Here is an 18,252-nt window from a genome sequence, read left to right as displayed (position 1 = left end):
GCACTGTAAAAGTAAACATCATCTGGAGTTCCAACTTGTTCTATTTTACCATTTCTCATAACAACTATTCTATCTGCCATAGACATTGCTTCTGATTGATCATGTGTAACAAAAATGGTAGTAGCTCCTGTTCTATGATGTATTGCTTTTAACTCTGTTCTCATTTTAACTCTTAATTTCGCATCTAAATTTGAAAGTGGTTCATCCATTAAAAATATTTTTGGTTTTACTGCAAGAGCTCTAGCAAGTGCAACTCTTTGCCTTTGTCCACCGGATAATTGGGAAGGAAATCTTTTTAAAAGTTCTTCGATTTTTACCATCTCAGCAACTTCTTTAACAATTTTATCAATTTCATCCATAGGCATTTTTCTTAATCTTAATGGAAAGGCAATATTATCATATACTGTCATATGAGGCCAAACCGCATAGCTTTGAAAAACCATACTAACTTCTCTCTTTCTAGGCTCTAAATATGTTACGTCTTTTCCATCAATAATCACTTTTCCTTCAGTAACTTCTTCAAGCCCTGCAATCATTCTTAAAGTAGTTGTCTTTCCACATCCAGATGGCCCTAGAAAAACTATGAATTCTCCATTATTTACTTTAAGATTTACATTTTTTGCTCCCCAAACATTCTTTCCATATCTTTTTGAAAGATTTATAAGCTCAAGTGTAGCCATGTATCATCTCTCCTTTTTATAATTGTTTTTATACTTTTACTCCGCCCCACATTTGCAAAATGTACCTTCTAATAATCAGGGTAAAAATAACAGCAGGAAGTGCAAGTGAAACACCTCCAGCAGCAGTCAAATTTATTAATCCTTTTGCACCTACAAGTGTTTGATAGACAACAACTGGGAAGGTAGGATTAAACTGAGTTAAAACAATTGCTTGTGCAGTCTCAGACCAACTACCTATGAAGGCATACATTGCACTTGCTGCCAATCCAGGAAGTGCCAGAGGTAATGTAACTTTAAAAAATGCTCCCCATCTTGTGGTCCCAAATATCATAGCAGCTTCTTCTAACTCTTTAGAAATTCCCATAAAAATACTTGCTGTTATCCATATTGTCATTCCAATTTGCCCAACAGAATAAACTAATGAAAGACCAATAGGTTTATCATAAAATCCCATATTTATGAGAATTATAACCATTGGCATTGCAATTGAAATTCCTGGAAACATTCTTACAAATAGAACACTCAATTTCAGCAAATTCTTCCCTTTAAAATTATACCTTGCAAATGCATAACCTGCCATTCCACCAATAGTTAAGGAAATAAGAACAGTTAAAATTGCTACTTGAATACTTCTAAATAGGGCAGGAAGAGCATCACTTGTTACTCTGAAAAAATTAACATAATTATCAAATAAATGCTTAGAAACTGAAAATTTTACAGAGCCTATTTCATCAAGTCTTTCATTCAACTCTTTTATTTGTTTTTCATATTCTCTCTTTTCATTTTCAAATTCAATAATTTTCTCATTAATTATTGAAATCAAATTATTCATATTAGCTTTTTTTGCCTTTTCTAATTGAGTTTTATATCTTACTAGGTTAACCGTTACTGTATTTAATTTAGACTCTAAACTTGCAATTTTATTTCTTAAATTACTTATTTCTTCACTGTTTTTACTTATCAACTCATTTAACTTTTTAACCTGAATATCAAATATTTCTTTCTTTATAGTTGAATTTGTTTTATTCCTTACAAATTTTTGCAATTCTTCAAAATCATTTGTTTTAATTAGTGTAGAATATTTTTTCTTTGCAGAACTATAAACGCTGATCAAAAATTTTCCGTCAACTATTTCAAGTTTATAATTATTAAAAAAAGAAGGTACTAATTGAGTAGGCCAATCGTAAGCTTCCTGGTCCGACATTAGTGAAATTACTACTAAAAAGTATATCGGTGTTAATATTACAAGAATAATTCCAGCAACAACAAGATAAAAAAGTGTTTGTTTTAAAATTTTATTTACTCTCATATCATTGCTCCTCCCTTTCAAAGGCGCCAGAGACTTTCAAATAAATTATTGAAACAACAGAAACAATTGCAGCAACAATAACAGAGTAGGCAAGAGCAACTCTATAGAAACCTAATAATTGTTCCTCATAAAATACCACTTCTTCTAGTAACACAGGAATTCTTCTATAGCCATAAATCATTACTATTATTAACCACACTTGAATTGCGGATATTATTCTTAAAATTAAAGCAGTTTGAATACTTGGTTTAAGCATAGGCAAAGTTATTTTTCTTAAAACTGTAAATCTTGAACCACCAAAAATGTATCCTGCTTCTATTGCTTCTTTAGAAAGACCTTGAAGTCCAGCAAGAAGAATAACCATCATAAAAGGAATAACTTGCCACGCGTCAATAAGAATTATCAACATTAACGATTGAAAATCATTCCCAGCTAAAAAAGCAATTTTACCATCCGCAGAAATCAATCCTAAATGGTATAACAAACTGTTAACCCATCCATATGTGGCAAAACCACTTGACCACATTGCACCTACTGCAACAGCAGGAAGTGCCATAGGGATTAGTGCTATAGACAATAAAACTTGGGCACCTTTAAATTTTTTGTTAATTATCAATGCAAGCCCAAGAGCAACAACAAATTCAAGAGTTACCGATATGACTACAAAAATAGAAGTATTAATAACTGCTTTTTTGAAGTACTCATCTCTAAAAATTGTCAAGTAATTATTAATTGTAAAGACATTATTGTCGTCAAAAAAACTATAGTAAATTGCAGAAACAACTGGCCTTAACCAAAAAATTATATAGTAGATTAACGTTGGGGCAATAAGAAAATATGGAATCCATTTTTTTGAAAAAGTCTTTGTCAAAATTTATCACCTCTCATTTAAATAAGGGGGCATGCAGCCCCCAAAAATTTATTTTTATTTTCTTTGTGCATCAATTTGAAGTTGATAAAGTTCAAGCATATCAACATCCAATTTCCCTTCTTCAAGAATCATCTTTTTAAAAAGTTCATCATAGACAAGTTTTACTTGTCCCCAATCTTTCCAAATTGGTGCAATGTAAGAAAGAACTCCCTGATTCATAACTTTAATAGCATTTTTAATAACTTCATCTTGTTCATCATTTCCTAAATACTTGATTGCTTCATCAACTGGAGGGATAAATCCACCTGTTCCTTTATGAGATTTAACCATGATATCAGGTCTTGTCATATATTCTAAGAACTTTAAAGCGAGATCAAAATGTTTTGTACCATTGACAATTGCAAGACCACTTGTTCCAGCAATTGAACCAATACCTGCAGGTCCTTTTGGAGCAGGCGCAATAATAAATTGAGTTGGATTGCTCTTATAAACTTCACCAACACGAGCACAATGTGCAACAGTCATCCAAGTTTCTTCTCTTTTCATTGGAGGTCTTGTATCATCGTATGTTTTTACTGCAGGTGAAAATGCATCTTTCATTTTATAAATCAAATACCATGCAGCAACTGCTCCAGGATTATCTAAATTTGGCCAATGACCACCATATGATAAAGAAATTGCACCTATTTGGTAAATGAGTGATTTCATAGGAACACCAGTTACAGCAAATTTACCTTCTCCCTCACCTTGAGCAACTAAATTTGCCCATTCAGCTAACTGCTCCCAGGTAAGATTCTGAACATCAACGTCAGCTGGCTTATATTGCAACGCTTTTTTATTAATGAGCGTAAGATATACATCAGCTCCAACAGGGAGGAAATATCTTTTACCATTAAAAACAGTCATGGAATCAAAACCTTTAGAAAAGTGCCTATCGGTCCATTTGCTAACATAAGGTGAAAGGTCTACTACTAAACCATTTTCAACCCACTCTGGCATTTTAGTGGCATAAGCAATAATAACATCAGTAGTAATTTTTCCTGTTTCCTTTTGTACTTTTACTTGTTTTAACATTGTTTCATCATCCATTGTTTGGAAAACAACTTTAACGTTATACATTTCCTCAAATGGCTTGATAATCTCATTTAAAATAAATTCTTTTTCTGTTGGAGGAGTCCAAAGCCTTGAACTAACAACCAACGTTTCAACACTAAAAGCCATAATAACTGTAATTACTAATAACAAAACAAATAATCTTTTCATAACCCCACCTCCTCATGGAATAAGTTAGAATTATACAATTACTTTGAAAACAAATTTTATTGTCAAATATGTTAAAATAATTACAAGATTCTTTATAATCATCTAGTATTTTTTCAAAATATTGATAGATAGTTTTTCTAATAAAGTTATGGTCAACTTCAACTCGATAATACCATATTTAAATTTTGTAAAAAAATATTATTTATTTCAATTTTATGGAAATAATCTCCATTATATTCTAAAATTTGAAAAAACTTTCTTTTATGGAGGTGTATTATGAAACTAAATTTTAATAAATATATCGAAAAGTTAAAAGAATTAAAGGAAAACTCATTGGTTAATTTACTAAAAGAATGGAATCCAAAAAATGAACTTTTTCTTAAGGTAGATGAAAAAGGTAACTATAAGGATTTCAAGGGAGATACAATTATTTTTTTCTTGGAAGAAGAAGAAGATAAAAAAAGGTTTTAAATATTCAAAAAAATTATATTCTAAATTAGGCAATTATTTAGCACACCCTTTATCAGAAAAATATTTTCATATGACATTACATGATCTTTGCAATTATAATATAACTAAAGAAATTGAAAATTGCATGAAAAACAACAAAGAGAAGGCAAGAAAAATACTAGAAGAAATAAAATCAAGTAAAAAAATCAAGATGAAATCTTTAGGTCTCTACAATGGTGGCTCAGCCATTGGAATAATGTTTTCTCCAACAAATGAAGAGGAATTAAATCTACTATTAAATACTAGAAAAAAATTTGATACTTTGATCAAACAAAATGACTTTTACATTCCACATGTAACATTAGGATATTATTTGCCAATTGATTATAATGATAAAATTAGAAGAAAAATATACAACACATTAGTTCAAATTAATGCCGATCTTGAAATAGCGATAAATTTTAAAAACTTAGAGTATGTTATTTTTGAAAATATGGATATGTATAAAAAATAACATAAAAAAAATTCTCCCCCTTTGATATATAAAAAGGGGGAGTAAATTTGTTTTATTTTATAATGTAACCTATTAAATAACCATTTTTAAAAACTTTATTTTCCTTTATTGTATAATTTTCATTTTTTTGAAAAACTAAGTATCCTATTTTAAATACATTATCTAATTTTTTCATTCCATGTGGAGAAAATTTTATTATTTCATATGTTAACTCTTCGCCTGCCGAGTGTTTATTCATATGGTTTCCATTTTTCCATCTTTTTGAATATGTTACATCGTATATTTTTCCTTCAACTGCTACATATGCTTTCATACCATTTTTACCATTGTACATACTTAAATCTCTGTAAGGAATAATTAAAAGACCTACTTGATAAATATTATCCCAAGTTGTAAAGTCTGAATATTTTTTCTCTTTTATAAAATATGTTACTTCCTTATCTTCCAAATTAAAACCTATTTTTTCTTTCCAAGTTTTTGAATTAGTTACATCGTATACTATTCCTTCATATGAAATTAAAAATTTTTCACTATTGAATTTCTTTAAATCTTCAATAGTAAAACCTAATATTCCAATTGGCTTGTATTTTTCAACTATAGCTTTTCCATGTGGTGAAATAGAATATATTTCATAAGTGTATTCCTTCCCCGCTTTAAATCGTCCATTTGCATGCACACCGCCTACCCAAGCTTTTACATCGCTTAAATCGTATACTAATCCATTTACTGAAACCCAAGAACTTCCATTTTCACCATCATTCTTAGTAAGACTCTCATATGATATAACAAACATATTTTCATTATTTAACATATCTTCCAATGATAAAGAAAAGCCTAAAAACACAATAAAAATTAAGAATACACTAAATAACCTTTTCATAACTACCCCTCCTTCAAAAATTAAAATAGCCAAGGATTTAATAAGTGAATTAATAAAAATGCAACCAATAATACACCTAAGCTTCTATGAAAGTAAATCCACTTACGTTTTAAAAATTTCAATTTTCCTAATAAATAAAATAAGAACATCAAAATAATCATCCACCATAATAAACTACCTGTATGAAAATAAAAATTATATCCTAATGCTAAAAAACCATGTATAAAACCACTTATTACCAAAAAAAGACCTGTTATTTTGTGATATTTTTTTAAAAATCTTATTAAAAATGTTAATTTGCCATTTTTTAGTTTTTGATTTAAAAGCCTTAGAGGAAATGAACTAAAGTTAAATACTAATAGTGATACATTGAACCAGCCTAGAAATTCAACCATTATAATCTCTCTCCTTTAGAATAATTCTATCCTTGGATGAAAATCTTCATATACATCTCTTGAATCATTTTTGTAAATTAGACCAAGTGCTAATTTACTAGTATCCATAGCAATCTCAAAAGCTTTTTTTCTATCAGTTGGGTCATAATCTTCTGGAAGAATATATGTATTTTCTTTGTACCATTGATATGTATTATATTTATTAAAAGTAACACACGGTTGTAAAATATCTATCAAAGCATATCCCTTATGGTTAATTGCTTTTTTAATTAATTCTACAGTTAATTCTGTATAACCCATAAACGTTCTGGCAACAAATGATGCATTCAAAGCAACTGCAACAGCAATCGGATTAAATGGATCAATATAAACTCCATCAAATTGTAATGTCGTTTTTACGCCTTTTGGAGTTGTTGGTGAAGCTTGACCTTTTGTTAATCCATATATCATATTGTCATGAACTATATTAACGATATTAGGATTCTTCCTTATTGTATGAATAAAATGATTACCTCCTTCTCCATATGTACATCCATCACCACTTTCGGCAATTACAACTAGGGAAGGATTTGTCAATTTTATTCCAGTTGCAACTGGTAGAGTTCTACCATGTAAACCATTAAACATATTCACATTAACGTACTGAGGCATCTTTGCTGCTTGACCAATACCTGAAACAATAACAACTTGATTAGGCTTTAAGTTTAATTCAGAAAGTGCAGTTTTTAATTCATTAAGTATTCCAAAGTTACCACAGCCTGGACACCAAGCAATATCAGCATCAGGAATATCATATAATTTTACGTTCAACATTATAACGCCTCCCCAATCTTTTCTTTCAACTCTTCTACAGAGAATGGAAATCCATCGTATTTCAAAATCCTATTCGACGTGTCAATACCAAATTCCACTCTGACTAAATCTGCAAATTGTCCAGTAACATTTTGTTCTACAAAAATAACTTTCTTAGCCTTTTTCAAATAATCTTCAATCTTTCTTGCAAGAGGATATACCTGAGGAAAATGTAACATAGCAATTTTTTCATTATTTAATTCTTCTATCGCTTCTTTTAAAATTTGAGAAGTTGAACCCCAAGAAACAAAAAGATATTCATAATCTTTATTCCCACACAATACTGGTGAAATAAAATCTTTTAAAATTTCATTTAACTTTTTCATTCTTTTATTTACCATATCTACTCTAACTTTTGGACTTTCAGTTATATGTCCGTATTCATCGTGTTCATCACTATCAACTCTAACTACACCTTCTCCATATCCAGGAATTCCTCTAGGAGAAATTCCATTCTCAGTAAGTTCATATCTTTTATAATCTTTTGTAGTTTCAACAATGTATCTATGAACCTCAACTCTTGGCAATTTTTCAACGTTATAATATGTATCCAAAAAATATTGATCTGTTAAAACAAATACTGGAACTTGAAATTTGTCTGCAAAGTTAAAAGCTTGAGCAGACAAGTAAAATGCTTCTTCTAGAGTTGAAGGGGCAAGAATTATTCTTGGAAATGAACCATGGCCTGCATATAGGACTAAATTCAAATCACCTTGTTCTGTCCTTGTAGGAAGCCCAGTAGCCGGGCCTGGCCTTTGACCTAAATGAACAACTATCGGTGTTTCAATCATTCCAGATAAGCTGATTGCCTCTTCCATTAACGCAAAACCACCACCAGAAGTAGAAACAAGTGCACGTGCACCAGCATACCAAGCCCCTATAACCATATTTGCAGCAGCAATCTCATCTTCAGCCTGATCCACAATTATTTTTTTATCTTTAGACATTTTTGCAAGTTCAGTAAATACAGCAGTAGCAGGAGACATTGGATAAGATGATATAAAATTACAGCCACCAGCAACCGCTCCATTAGCAACTGCTTTTGAACCATTAAATAACATATGCTTCTTAACATCATTGTTTTTTTCAATTTCAAAATTAATATTTAAATCTTTACCAATTTCAAAGCCTTTTAAAATTGAATTTAGGTTACTTTGAATAACATTTTCTCCTTTTTCTGAAAAATATTGTTTTACTGTATTTTTAACAACTTCCATATCAGCATTAATTATTCCAGACAATATTCCTGCAGCAACAGAATTTGCATAAATAATACTTCCAAACTCCTTGGAAATATCAATTAAAGGCACAAAGATAGCATTTTTTTCACCTTTTATGAATTTTTCTTCTCCTATAATTATTGTTTCATCGTCTATTCTATCACGCAATCTTTCAATAGCATTTGAATTTAAAACAACTAATAGGTCAATCTTTCTTCTAAATGCCCTAACAGGCTTTGAAGAAATAACAATTTCAGTAGAATTATTTCCACCTCTTACTCTTGACATATATTCTTTTGTTGCAAATACATAGTAGCCAGAGTTTTTGGCAATATTTGTAAATAAATTTTCAACAGTTTGCACTCCTTGACCAGCAGCTCCGCTAAGTACTATTGAAAAAATTTCTTTCATATAATCCCCCCTTCTAATTAGTTCTAACTAATTATACCATATTGATAATAATTCTCAAAATTAACATTAATTTAAAACTTTTTATATAATAAAAATTTTATCGATTTATATTAAACACTTAAAAAAAAAAAACGGGCTTAAATAAGCCCGTTTTTTAAATACATTATATAATCAAAAATTTTTTTCTAATAGCTTTGATATAGATTTATCACTAAAAATTTTTCTTACTAATAGATAGGAAAGTTTATTGGAAAATCCTGGAATATAAAGTGGTTTGTTTTTTGAATAAGCTTTTAATGCTCCTTCGACAACTTTCTTTGCACTCATTGTTTTATCTGAATTCTGCATATTAGCTCTTTCAAAAAATCTAGTTTTTGTCTTTCCAGGTGCTAAACACATAACATGAACATTGTGTTTTTTTAGCTCAGCCCAGAGTGCATACGATAAACTATAAACATAGGCTTTTGTCGCACCATATACTGCAAAGTGTGGAATAGGAAAGAATCCTGCAACTGAACCAACGTTTATTATTCCACCTTTTCCTTTTTCAATAAACTTTTTTGAAAAATGATAACTTAAAATCGTTAATGCTTTAATGTTTACAGATATCATATTTTCATATATTTCTTTATTACCATTAACAAATTCTCCGTACCAACCGAATCCTGCATTGTTAATTAGATGATCAATAGGATAATTATCTAATTTTTTAATAAGATCTTCCATATCGTTTGATAAATCAAAAGACAATGTCTCAACCCTAATATTTTTATTAACACTTTCTATTTTTCTTTTCACACTTTCTAGTCTCTGCTCACTTCTTCCCACTAAAACCAAATTCAAATCCATTTCAGCAAGTTGATATGCAAATTCCTCACCAATTCCTGAAGAACCGCCTGTTATTAAAACCCATTCACCTTTTTGAAATTTTGGCATAATTTTACCCCCACTATTAAACTTTAAAAATACCTAGATCATTTTTTTTATTTTTTGATGGTCCCATATTAAATGTTGAACCAAGAGCCAAAACAGTTGCAAGTTCAATTGGAAGACCCACTTTAACTATTTTTTCAACGGTTTTTTTAACATCGTACTCGACAAATTTAAATCTATAACTAAACACACCTTTATCAATTTCTAATATTAAATAAGTTGCTCCTGGTTTTCCATCCTTGGTTCTACCAACACTACCAGGATTTAAAATTGTTTTTCCATACAAATGCTTTGCCATAGCCAAATGAGTATGGCCATTAACTATGATATCTTCTTCAACTGATCCTGCAATTAATTTTAATCTTTCTGGATCGGTAGATGGTTTTACATATTCCAATAAGTGATTCAAAGGACTTCCATGCACAAGTAAAATTTTAACTCCTTCAACTTCTAATGAAAGTTTTTTTGGAAGATTTTTTAAAAATTCTTTGTTATTTTTACTTGTTACTTTAATTGTCCATGATAATGATTCATCACCAACTTCAGTTTCTCTTCCAGGATTATAAGAACAACCACAACTTGTTTTTTCAAACCCAACTGCATCATCATAGTTTCCCATTACCGAAATAATATTTTCCTTTTTTATTTTTTCTATAACCTCATTTGGATTTGGTCCATAACCTACAAGATCCCCAAGGCAAAATATCTTATCAACATTTTCCTTTTTTATATCTTCTAAGACACTTTCCAAGGCTTCTAAATTTGAATGTACATCTGAAATAAATGCTATTTTCATCATTTTATCAACCTCCATTATTATTTATACCACAATTTAATGCCTATGCATTTTTAAATTTCTTTCTCGTTGTATTTGCTATTTTGACTAGTGTAAGCATTACTGGAACTTCAACTAATACTCCAACAACAGTTGCAAGTGCAGCTCCCGAGTTCATTCCAAAGAGAGAAATAGCAACTGCAACTGCAAGTTCAAAGAAATTGCTTGCTCCAATCATTGCAGCAGGTGCAGCAATTGAATGTGGAACTTTCCAAAAATAAGCCCAGAAATATCCAATAGTAAAAATAAGAAAAGTTTGAATAATTAACGGAATTGAAATAAGTAAGATGTGTATAAAATTCTTTTCTATAGTCTCACCTTGGAAGGAGAAAAGAAGTATTAAAGTCAGAAGAAGCCCAATAATAGAGATTGTTGAAAATTTTGGAATGAATTTTCTTTCAAGATATTCTTTTCCCTTATTCTTAATTACATAATGCCTTGTGATTATTGCTACAATTAAAGGAATAAGAACAAAAATAACTACTGAAAATATAAGTGTTTTGAAAGGTACTGTAATATTTCCAACTTTCAACAAAAATGAAACAATGGGAGCAAAAGCAAACAATATTACAAGATCATTAATAGCTACCTGAACAAGAGTATATAAGGCATCTCCATTTGTCAAATAGCTCCATACTAAAACCATAGCTGTACAAGGTGCCGCTCCAAGCAAAACAGCTCCTGCCACATATTCAGATGATAACTCAACACCAATTATATTTCCAAAAACTACTTTTAAAAAGAAATAGGCTATAAAGTACATTGTAAAAGGTTTGATCAACCAATTAACAGTCAAAGTAATTATAAGGCCTTTTGGGTTTCTTCCCACATTTTTAATGCTTGAAAAATCTATTTTCAACATCATAGGATAAATCATTAACCAGATTAAAATTGCGATAGGAATTGATACATTTGCATATTCCCATTTACTTAGAGTTTTTGGGACTTGAGGTAAAACCTTTCCAAGTAAAAATCCCCCTATTATACAAAGAGCTACCCAAACACTGAGATATTTTTCAAAAAATCTCATTTTCTTTTTCATATTTTTACCTCCTTTCACATCTACCAGGATTTTTTAAATACTCTCTTAAATTTCTTAAATCATTTTTAAATGGATCAATTTTACTTAATTCTTTCAATATTTCTTTTATAAAGCTATATCTTTTTAACATCTCCTGGTTCAAACTATAGTAAGTCCAATAGGAATTTTTTCTTTTATTAACTAATTTCAAAAATTCAGCCTGTTTTAAATGTTTTGAAACATTAGATTGAGTTATATTAAGAACATTTTCAATATCACAATTACATACTTCTGTATTAGAAATTAAAAATAGTATCCTTGCCCTTGTTTCATTTGAAAATAATTTTATAATTTCTATAACTTCAATCATATAATCACCTCTTAACTATATGACCATATGGTAATATAATTATAACTTTTATTCCTATATATGTCAAAAAAAATTCCCGCACATATGTGCGGGAATAAAATTTTTTTATATTTTAATTACCACTCTCCTGTAATAGCAAACACGTGAACATTTACTTCGTTTGGAAGAATTATTTCTTCTATTATGCCATTTATCTCAAATCTAATAATTTTTAAACCACATTTAATAAATTGTTTTTCTCCTGTCAAAACAAATCTATAATCTGAAATAATATCAATTTTTTCAGAACACCAATCAGGAATTTTCATTTCAAAATCTTTGCCATTAACTTTAAAGATTACATTATAATCTCCATGATTTGCAGCAACTAAAAGATATAAGTTTTTCACAAATACTTTTTTAAACTTTAAAATTTGTCCATTACACCTTATATTATCATTTCCTTTTTCATATATTTTAAATGGTATTTTATAATCTTTTATCTTTTCTATTATCTCTTGTGGAAGATAACTCCCAAGAACTGATCCAAGATTATCAAAATTTCCTTTTTCATTTATTGAATCAGCTATTCCATTGTTGTTTAAAACATTTTCAAGATTAAACAGGATAAAATTATCCATTTTATCAAATGTCACAAAACTTTCTGTTTTATTTTCAACAACTTTAGCCTCTACGTTTTCTTTTTTGAGTGTTAATTTCCCGTTTTCGTAAAAAGCAGAAATATCAGATGTTAAAACTCCTATTTTTTCAGGAATTAAAATTATTTGGTCAATAATTCCAGCCCCTTTTAATATAACCCTAAACTGATCTAGCTTTAATTTCCCAAGATGGACATAACTTCCATTTAAGGTTCCAGTTACTTTATCATCACCAGACACAACCGTACAATCGTATCCACCATTTCCAACTATTATAACATCATAAACTCCAGGAGAAACATTGAACTTGAGTCTTACATTATCTTCAAATGAAAGAGCGCTTGAACCACCAAATTTAGCATCAACCAAAACTTGAACATCGGATAATCCCCAGTCACCAGCTTCTGCTTCCAAAACTTGTAAGGGATATGATTTTAAGAGCTTTCCTTCCGATAATTTTTTTAATTTATCGGGCATAATTTCTAAAAATAACATTGTTCTAACTGCTGAAATAGTTGATTCAGCACCTGCATTGTAGTTTATATGAGCAAATTCCATTCCATCATATCCTTCACTATTTGGACCATACATAGGTTTTCCAAGCCTATTTAACCCTTTGTACCATCCTGCCATGAGGGAGGCTAAAACACCTATTTCTTCATCTCTTGTTTCGAGATAATATTTTATTGCTCCAACTGTAATACTTTCAACTGCATAAGAAAGTTCAGGAAAAAGTTTTACTTTGTCTGAAATTTCATATATAAACCCCGTAGACAAGAAAATTGGCCCTTCTATTTCAAGAGCTTTTTTTGCGTATTCTAAATATTTTTTATCTTTTAAAACTCTATAACTTTCTACAAGAGCTTCCACATACCTATTTCCCCATCCATGCCAGAGTATTTTATCTTTATAAGTTTTAAAAAATCCATACTGATAAAGTCCCAATATGGCATCTGCAGAATTCCTGATTTCATTTTTAACATTAATTCCCAAATCATTTAATGCACACAAACCAAGAATGTAAACTGATGTCTGATCGCCCACTCCATTTAACAATCCAGCATCAACATAGTTGGATAATAACTCATAACCCTTCTTAGCATTTTCAAGAAATGTAAAATCATATTTTGAAATTTTTGATAAAGCCCAAAATGCCCTAACAGCCCACCATGAATGCTGCTTTGAACTTGTTATACCAGTTTTGTTTATAGTACCATCAACATATGCAAAATTATAAAAGTCTCCGTCATAATCTTGCATTTGAACAATAAATTTTGCTGCTTTTTTTGCTAAATCAAGATATTTACTATCTCGAGTAAATTCATACATTTCAACATATGTAACAACTGCTCTTGAAACATCATCAACACATATATCCCCTTCTCCTTTTGCAGGAATTTTCCTATAACCATCTGAAGTTTTATCAGCATATACAAAATATCCTCTCACCATTTCTCCATTTAATACAAAATCTTCTCCTAAAAACTCCAAGTGATTTGTATTAATTTGTGAAAATAAAAATGCTCCAAAAAATAAAAAAATAAAAATTAAAATCTTTTTCATATAATCACCTCTTATAATACTCTCTCATTTTTGCATTTTCTGGCAAATTCATTATTTCATTTAAAACTCCTTCTACCTGCTCTTCAGACCTGGTTCTTGGATCTCTAAAAAGAAGTTCTTTTAAAACATTTATATCTCCTTTAGTAAATGCTTCAAGTGCCATTTCCATTCGCATTATTCTCGGCTTTAAGTAATACTTAATAACTCTTTCTGATAATTTTGGCATAATTTGTTCAGGATGTATTCCCGATGAATCTACCCACGCTGGAATTTCAACAGCTACATCGTTGTCTATTCCTTCTATTGCTCCGTTGTTTAGTATGTTAACAACAAATCTTTGTTTTTTATTGTTAACTATTGAATCTATAAATGGAACGTGTTGTTCTCCACTAAATTTTTTTGGATTAATTATGCTTTCAATTTCTTCTTTGAAAATTTCATTATTCATATAATCTTTGTAAGTATTATAATCCAACAATTTGATATTTGGATTCATTGAAACAAAATTTGCTAATTTATTAATCGTTTCAGTAATTTCTTTTATGTTGTTCTGATACCATTTCCAACCAATTTGTGAATCGGCACCACCAAATTTTCCATACCATTTTTTCTTTGTTTCAAGGTCATAATTATATTTCCAGGAAGAATTCCTCACAGTATCTCCTATAGGCATTTGTCCATAAAATTTATACATATCTATAGCAGCTAAAGAAAGCTGGTCATCAAAAGGATGTTTTGGTTCATAAACATTATTTCCTATCCATTCATCTATTACCTTATATCCATCTTTACCATCATACAAAAATCTATTTAACCATATACCATGATTTACACCTGCAACTTGCCAATCTAATTTGCTTATATCAAGCCCTATAACTTCAGCTAAGCGATGTACACCGTAGTGTCCATGACAAAAACCAACCATATTTATTGGTACATTTCTTAAAATCAATGTGGTTCCTTCAAACACTGGATTTGCAGCCTGCAATAGCCATGCGTCTTTTTCACCCTTTTCTTCAACTAATCTTGCAACTTTTAAAAATAAATCCAATTGATTAAAATTCGATATTGTGTAATAATCTGATACCATGTTAAATTCTTGTGAATCTATTCCTCTATAGTAGCCCCATTTTTCTCCTATTTTCCTAACTTTTTCTAAATAATCATGCCCACCTGCCATAGCTGTATTAATTACAAACCTTGCTCCATCAATTGCTTCCTCAAGGTTTGTAGTAGTTTTAAATTTTAATTTTGCTCCCATTTCTTCATTTAATTTATTTGCAAGGATGTATGTTGAATTTAACCTTGATTCATCTATATCCATCAAACAAATTTCAACATCTTTAAATTCAAGTATTTTTGTAAAATCGCTAATAATTCTTAAAGAAAAAACGGCGCTCCCCGCGCCAACTATTGCAACCTTAAACATATATTTACCCCCTTATCCATTTTTCAACTTTTTCAATCTCAATTGTTGCAAGTGCTATGTAATTATCAACTGCCCCATAATAAACATAATACTTGTCTTTATATCTAACCATTGCATCTGAAAATACTACATTTGGAACTCCTCCAAATATTTCCCATTCTTCTTCTGGTTCCAAAATTGGCGTCTCAGAACGTTTAATAACCTTTGTTGGATCATTTAAATCGAGTACAATAAATCCCAATCTGTATGTATATCTTGGCCCCTCTTGAACTCCATGGTACAATAGAAGCCAGCCATATTCAGTTTTAATTGGTGGAGCTCCTGCACCAATTTTAACATTATCCCAGTAATCTTTTCTTGGAGATGCTATTTTTACATAATCTCCCCAGTGAATTAAATCATCTGAAAAAGCAAGCCAGATATCTGGTTCTATCCTGTGTATAAGAACATACTTTCCATTAATTTTTTCTGGAAATAAAGCAGCATCCTTATTCGGACTTTCGGGAAGTATAGGTCCAAATCTTTCGTAAGTTATAAAATTTTTGGTACGTGCCATTGCAACCTTAATTCCAGTAGGAGAATATGCTGTGTAATTTACATAATAATATCCATCTAAATATGTAATTCTTGGATCTTCAACGCCGTATAGTTCCTCTTGAGTTGCTGGTGAAAAAACTGGTTTTTCAAATCTATTCCAATTTACTCCATCAATACTTACAGCATAACCCATTCTAGAAACCATATCTTCACCCTGCGCTCTGTATAACATATGAAACAACTCTCCATCGTATACTACTGCTGGATTAAAAACAAATCTACTTTCCCAAAGGTGATTTGGATTTGGTGCAAATAAAGGATTTCTTGGATGACGTTCAAGTTTCAGCTCCATATAAATTCCTCCTCTCATCAACTTATTTTAAAGATACTGAAATTCCCTGCAAGAAATATTTTCTAAAAATTAAGAAAATTAAAACCATAGGTATTGTTTGAATTACTGAACCAGCAAGTATTGGTCCAACATAACTACTATATTCATGGTTGAAACTTGCAAGCAAAACCGATAACGGCATTTTATTGTAATCTTTCATAACAATTAAAGGCCACATGAAGTTATCCCATGCACCTATAAATGTAAATAAGCCAACAATAGATGCTGTGGAACGTGCTAGTGGAAACATGACTCTTGTTACAATCCAAAAAGTATTTGCTCCGTCTATCTTAGCTGCTTCAATATAATCATTTGGAATTGATTTAAATGTTTGGGCAAACATAAAGCTTCCCCAAGCACTTATTATAGAAGGTAAAATTATTGCTGAATATGTGTTTAACAATCCAAGAGTTTTTATTAAAACAAATAACGGAACTATAAACATAAATCCAGGAAAAAGCATTTGAAAAAGAATAAAATTAAAAACACCTTTTCTACCCTTAAATCGAATTTTAGATAAAATATATCCAAAAAATGCCGAGGAAACAATTACAGAAAAGGTAATAGTAACTGAGATGAATATACTATTTAAGAGTGCTCTAAAGAAAGGTCTTTGAAGTTTATCTGACATCAAAAATATAAATTTATAATGCTCTATTGTAAATTTGCTTGGCCAAAAGCGTGTATAAATTTCACTAGCTGGCTTAAAAGATGAAAAAAGAAGCCAGAAATATGGATAAATCCAAATTATCGCTCCGATAAATAACAATGTGAAAGTAATGTATGGAAATCTTTTTTTCTGAGCATTTGTCATACAAGGGACACCTCTCTTTCAACCAAGAAGCGGACAAGTAAAACACAACCATAACTTAAGAGTCCCGTTATTACTGCTAAACTTGCAGCATATGAAGGATCCATCCTTTGAAAAGCAGTTGTATAAATATGCATCATAAACGTAAGAGTTCTTCTCATTGGACCTCCACCAGTTATCATATATGGTTCTGTGAATATTCCAAAAGTCAGGTTAACAGCAAAAACAAGAACTGTAGTTAATGCAGGATTAATTAATGGAAATGTTATTTTCCAGAATTTTTGCCAGTTAGTAGCTCCGTCAAGTTCGGCTGCCTCGTATAAAGATTTTGGAATAGCATTTAAACCTGCAAATAAAATCAATCCATAATAACCAACAAACTTCCATGTTACCATTATTGCAATTGAAAGAAGAGCAAGTTGCGGATCACTAAACCAAGGAACAGTAATACCAAAATTTTTATATAAAAAACTATTTATTGGACCACTCTCTGAAAAAAGATTAGAAAAAAGAATCGAATATGCAACACCAGATGAGACATTTGCTATCAAAAAGCTTAAAGCAAAAAAAGTTCTAAATATATTTACTCTGTATAATGCAAGCGCAAAAAGTAATGACAAACCAAGTACCATCGGAATGAAATAAACCATAAAATTAACTGTATTTAAAAAAATTCTCCAAAAAATTGGATCACTGAAAAGCCTTATAAAATTTCTAAATCCCACCGGTCGCGGTGAACCAAAAAAATTCCATTTAGAAAATGAAAGAATTACTAACCAGACAAAGGGATAACCCCAAAAAATTGCTGTGTATATTAAGTAGATGGAAGAAAATCCCCACCCAAGATAATTTTCTCTTTTTCTTAATTTAGAAACCAAA

19 protein-coding genes are annotated in these 18,252 nt (G+C 30.3%); 2 read left to right on the top strand and 17 right to left on the bottom strand.

The window, feature by feature from the left end; genetic code table 11:
- The 4 genes from JG780_RS02475 to JG780_RS02460 form a co-directional block, all read right to left on the bottom strand.
- Positions 1-680, bottom strand: a 680-nt coding sequence (locus JG780_RS02475) for an ABC transporter ATP-binding protein (RefSeq protein ID WP_287569110.1), incomplete at its 3' end; no start/stop codon positions are given.
- Between the two features lie 28 nt (positions 681-708).
- A complete protein-coding gene (locus JG780_RS02470; RefSeq protein ID WP_004103060.1) occupies positions 709-1,989 on the bottom strand; it encodes a carbohydrate ABC transporter permease in 1,281 nt (426 codons plus the stop codon).
- A 1-nt stretch (position 1,990) separates the two neighbouring features.
- Positions 1,991-2,860, bottom strand: a complete 870-nt coding sequence (locus tag JG780_RS02465) for a carbohydrate ABC transporter permease (RefSeq protein WP_004103059.1) — start codon at positions 2,858-2,860, stop codon at positions 1,991-1,993.
- 54 nt (positions 2,861-2,914) lie between these two features.
- Entirely contained in the window at positions 2,915-4,123 is a 1,209-nt protein-coding gene (locus tag JG780_RS02460) for an ABC transporter substrate-binding protein (protein WP_004103058.1), read from the bottom strand.
- A gap of 276 nt (positions 4,124-4,399) precedes the next feature.
- Here JG780_RS02460 and JG780_RS02455 point away from each other — a divergent pair, with 276 nt between their 5' ends.
- Both JG780_RS02455 and JG780_RS02450 read left to right on the top strand, forming a co-directional pair.
- On the top strand, positions 4,400-4,594 hold the full coding sequence (locus JG780_RS02455) for a hypothetical protein (protein WP_038042547.1): 195 nt from the start codon (positions 4,400-4,402) through the stop codon (positions 4,592-4,594).
- 124 nt (positions 4,595-4,718) lie between these two features.
- Complete coding sequence (locus JG780_RS02450; RefSeq protein WP_287569109.1) at positions 4,719-5,087, top strand: hypothetical protein; 369 nt, start codon at positions 4,719-4,721, stop codon at positions 5,085-5,087.
- Between the two features lie 52 nt (positions 5,088-5,139).
- On the opposite strand, the gene JG780_RS02445 is transcribed toward JG780_RS02450, so the two are convergent.
- The 13 genes from JG780_RS02445 to JG780_RS02385 all read right to left on the bottom strand — a co-directional run bounded on the left by JG780_RS02445 (position 5,140) and on the right by JG780_RS02385 (position 18,251).
- Positions 5,140-5,967, bottom strand: a complete 828-nt coding sequence (locus JG780_RS02445; RefSeq protein ID WP_287569108.1) for a cytochrome b5 domain-containing protein — start codon at positions 5,965-5,967, stop codon at positions 5,140-5,142.
- 20 nt (positions 5,968-5,987) lie between these two features.
- Positions 5,988-6,362, bottom strand: coding sequence for a hypothetical protein (locus JG780_RS02440; RefSeq protein ID WP_004103056.1), 375 nt, complete (start codon positions 6,360-6,362; stop codon positions 5,988-5,990).
- 15 nt (positions 6,363-6,377) lie between these two features.
- Positions 6,378-7,175, bottom strand: coding sequence for a thiamine pyrophosphate-dependent enzyme (locus JG780_RS02435; RefSeq protein ID WP_114702807.1), 798 nt, complete (start codon positions 7,173-7,175; stop codon positions 6,378-6,380).
- Entirely contained in the window at positions 7,175-8,845 is a 1,671-nt protein-coding gene (locus tag JG780_RS02430) for a 2-oxoacid:acceptor oxidoreductase subunit alpha (RefSeq protein ID WP_287569107.1), read from the bottom strand. The genes JG780_RS02435 and JG780_RS02430 overlap by 1 nt, the downstream gene beginning before the upstream one ends.
- A gap of 171 nt (positions 8,846-9,016) precedes the next feature.
- Entirely contained in the window at positions 9,017-9,781 is a 765-nt protein-coding gene (locus JG780_RS02425; protein ID WP_114702805.1) for an SDR family NAD(P)-dependent oxidoreductase, read from the bottom strand.
- A 16-nt stretch (positions 9,782-9,797) separates the two neighbouring features.
- Positions 9,798-10,574: a metallophosphoesterase family protein gene (locus tag JG780_RS02420; RefSeq protein ID WP_287569111.1), complete on the bottom strand. Its 777-nt coding sequence runs from the start codon at positions 10,572-10,574 to the stop codon at positions 9,798-9,800.
- 43 nt (positions 10,575-10,617) lie between these two features.
- Positions 10,618-11,655, bottom strand: coding sequence for an ACR3 family arsenite efflux transporter (arsB, locus tag JG780_RS02415; protein ID WP_287569106.1), 1,038 nt, complete (start codon positions 11,653-11,655; stop codon positions 10,618-10,620).
- Between the two features lie 4 nt (positions 11,656-11,659).
- A complete protein-coding gene (locus JG780_RS02410; protein WP_287569105.1) occupies positions 11,660-12,004 on the bottom strand; it encodes an ArsR/SmtB family transcription factor in 345 nt (114 codons plus the stop codon).
- A gap of 116 nt (positions 12,005-12,120) precedes the next feature.
- The gene (locus tag JG780_RS02405) at positions 12,121-14,205 is read right to left on the bottom strand and encodes a beta-sandwich domain-containing protein (protein ID WP_287569104.1); all 2,085 of its coding nucleotides are present in this window, start codon (positions 14,203-14,205) and stop codon (positions 12,121-12,123) included.
- Between the two features lie 4 nt (positions 14,206-14,209).
- Entirely contained in the window at positions 14,210-15,634 is a 1,425-nt protein-coding gene (aglA, locus tag JG780_RS02400) for an alpha-glucosidase AglA (protein WP_012580515.1), read from the bottom strand.
- Positions 15,635-15,638: 4 nt separating this feature from the next.
- Entirely contained in the window at positions 15,639-16,523 is an 885-nt protein-coding gene (locus JG780_RS02395; protein ID WP_287569103.1) for a glycoside hydrolase family 130 protein, read from the bottom strand.
- A 22-nt stretch (positions 16,524-16,545) separates the two neighbouring features.
- Positions 16,546-17,376, bottom strand: coding sequence for a carbohydrate ABC transporter permease (locus tag JG780_RS02390; protein WP_287569102.1), 831 nt, complete (start codon positions 17,374-17,376; stop codon positions 16,546-16,548).
- Positions 17,373-18,251, bottom strand: a complete 879-nt coding sequence (locus JG780_RS02385; RefSeq protein ID WP_287569101.1) for a carbohydrate ABC transporter permease — start codon at positions 18,249-18,251, stop codon at positions 17,373-17,375. Before JG780_RS02385 ends, JG780_RS02390 begins: the two co-directional genes overlap by 4 nt.
- Position 18,252 lies beyond the last annotated feature (1 nt).

The sequence above is a fragment of the Thermosipho sp. (in: thermotogales) genome (assembly GCF_020054775.1).
GTDB classification, from domain to species: Bacteria; Thermotogota; Thermotogae; order Thermotogales; family Fervidobacteriaceae; genus Thermosipho; species Thermosipho africanus.
Note: the sequence above shows the minus strand (reverse complement) of the source record. Positions and strands in the feature narration are given on the sequence as shown.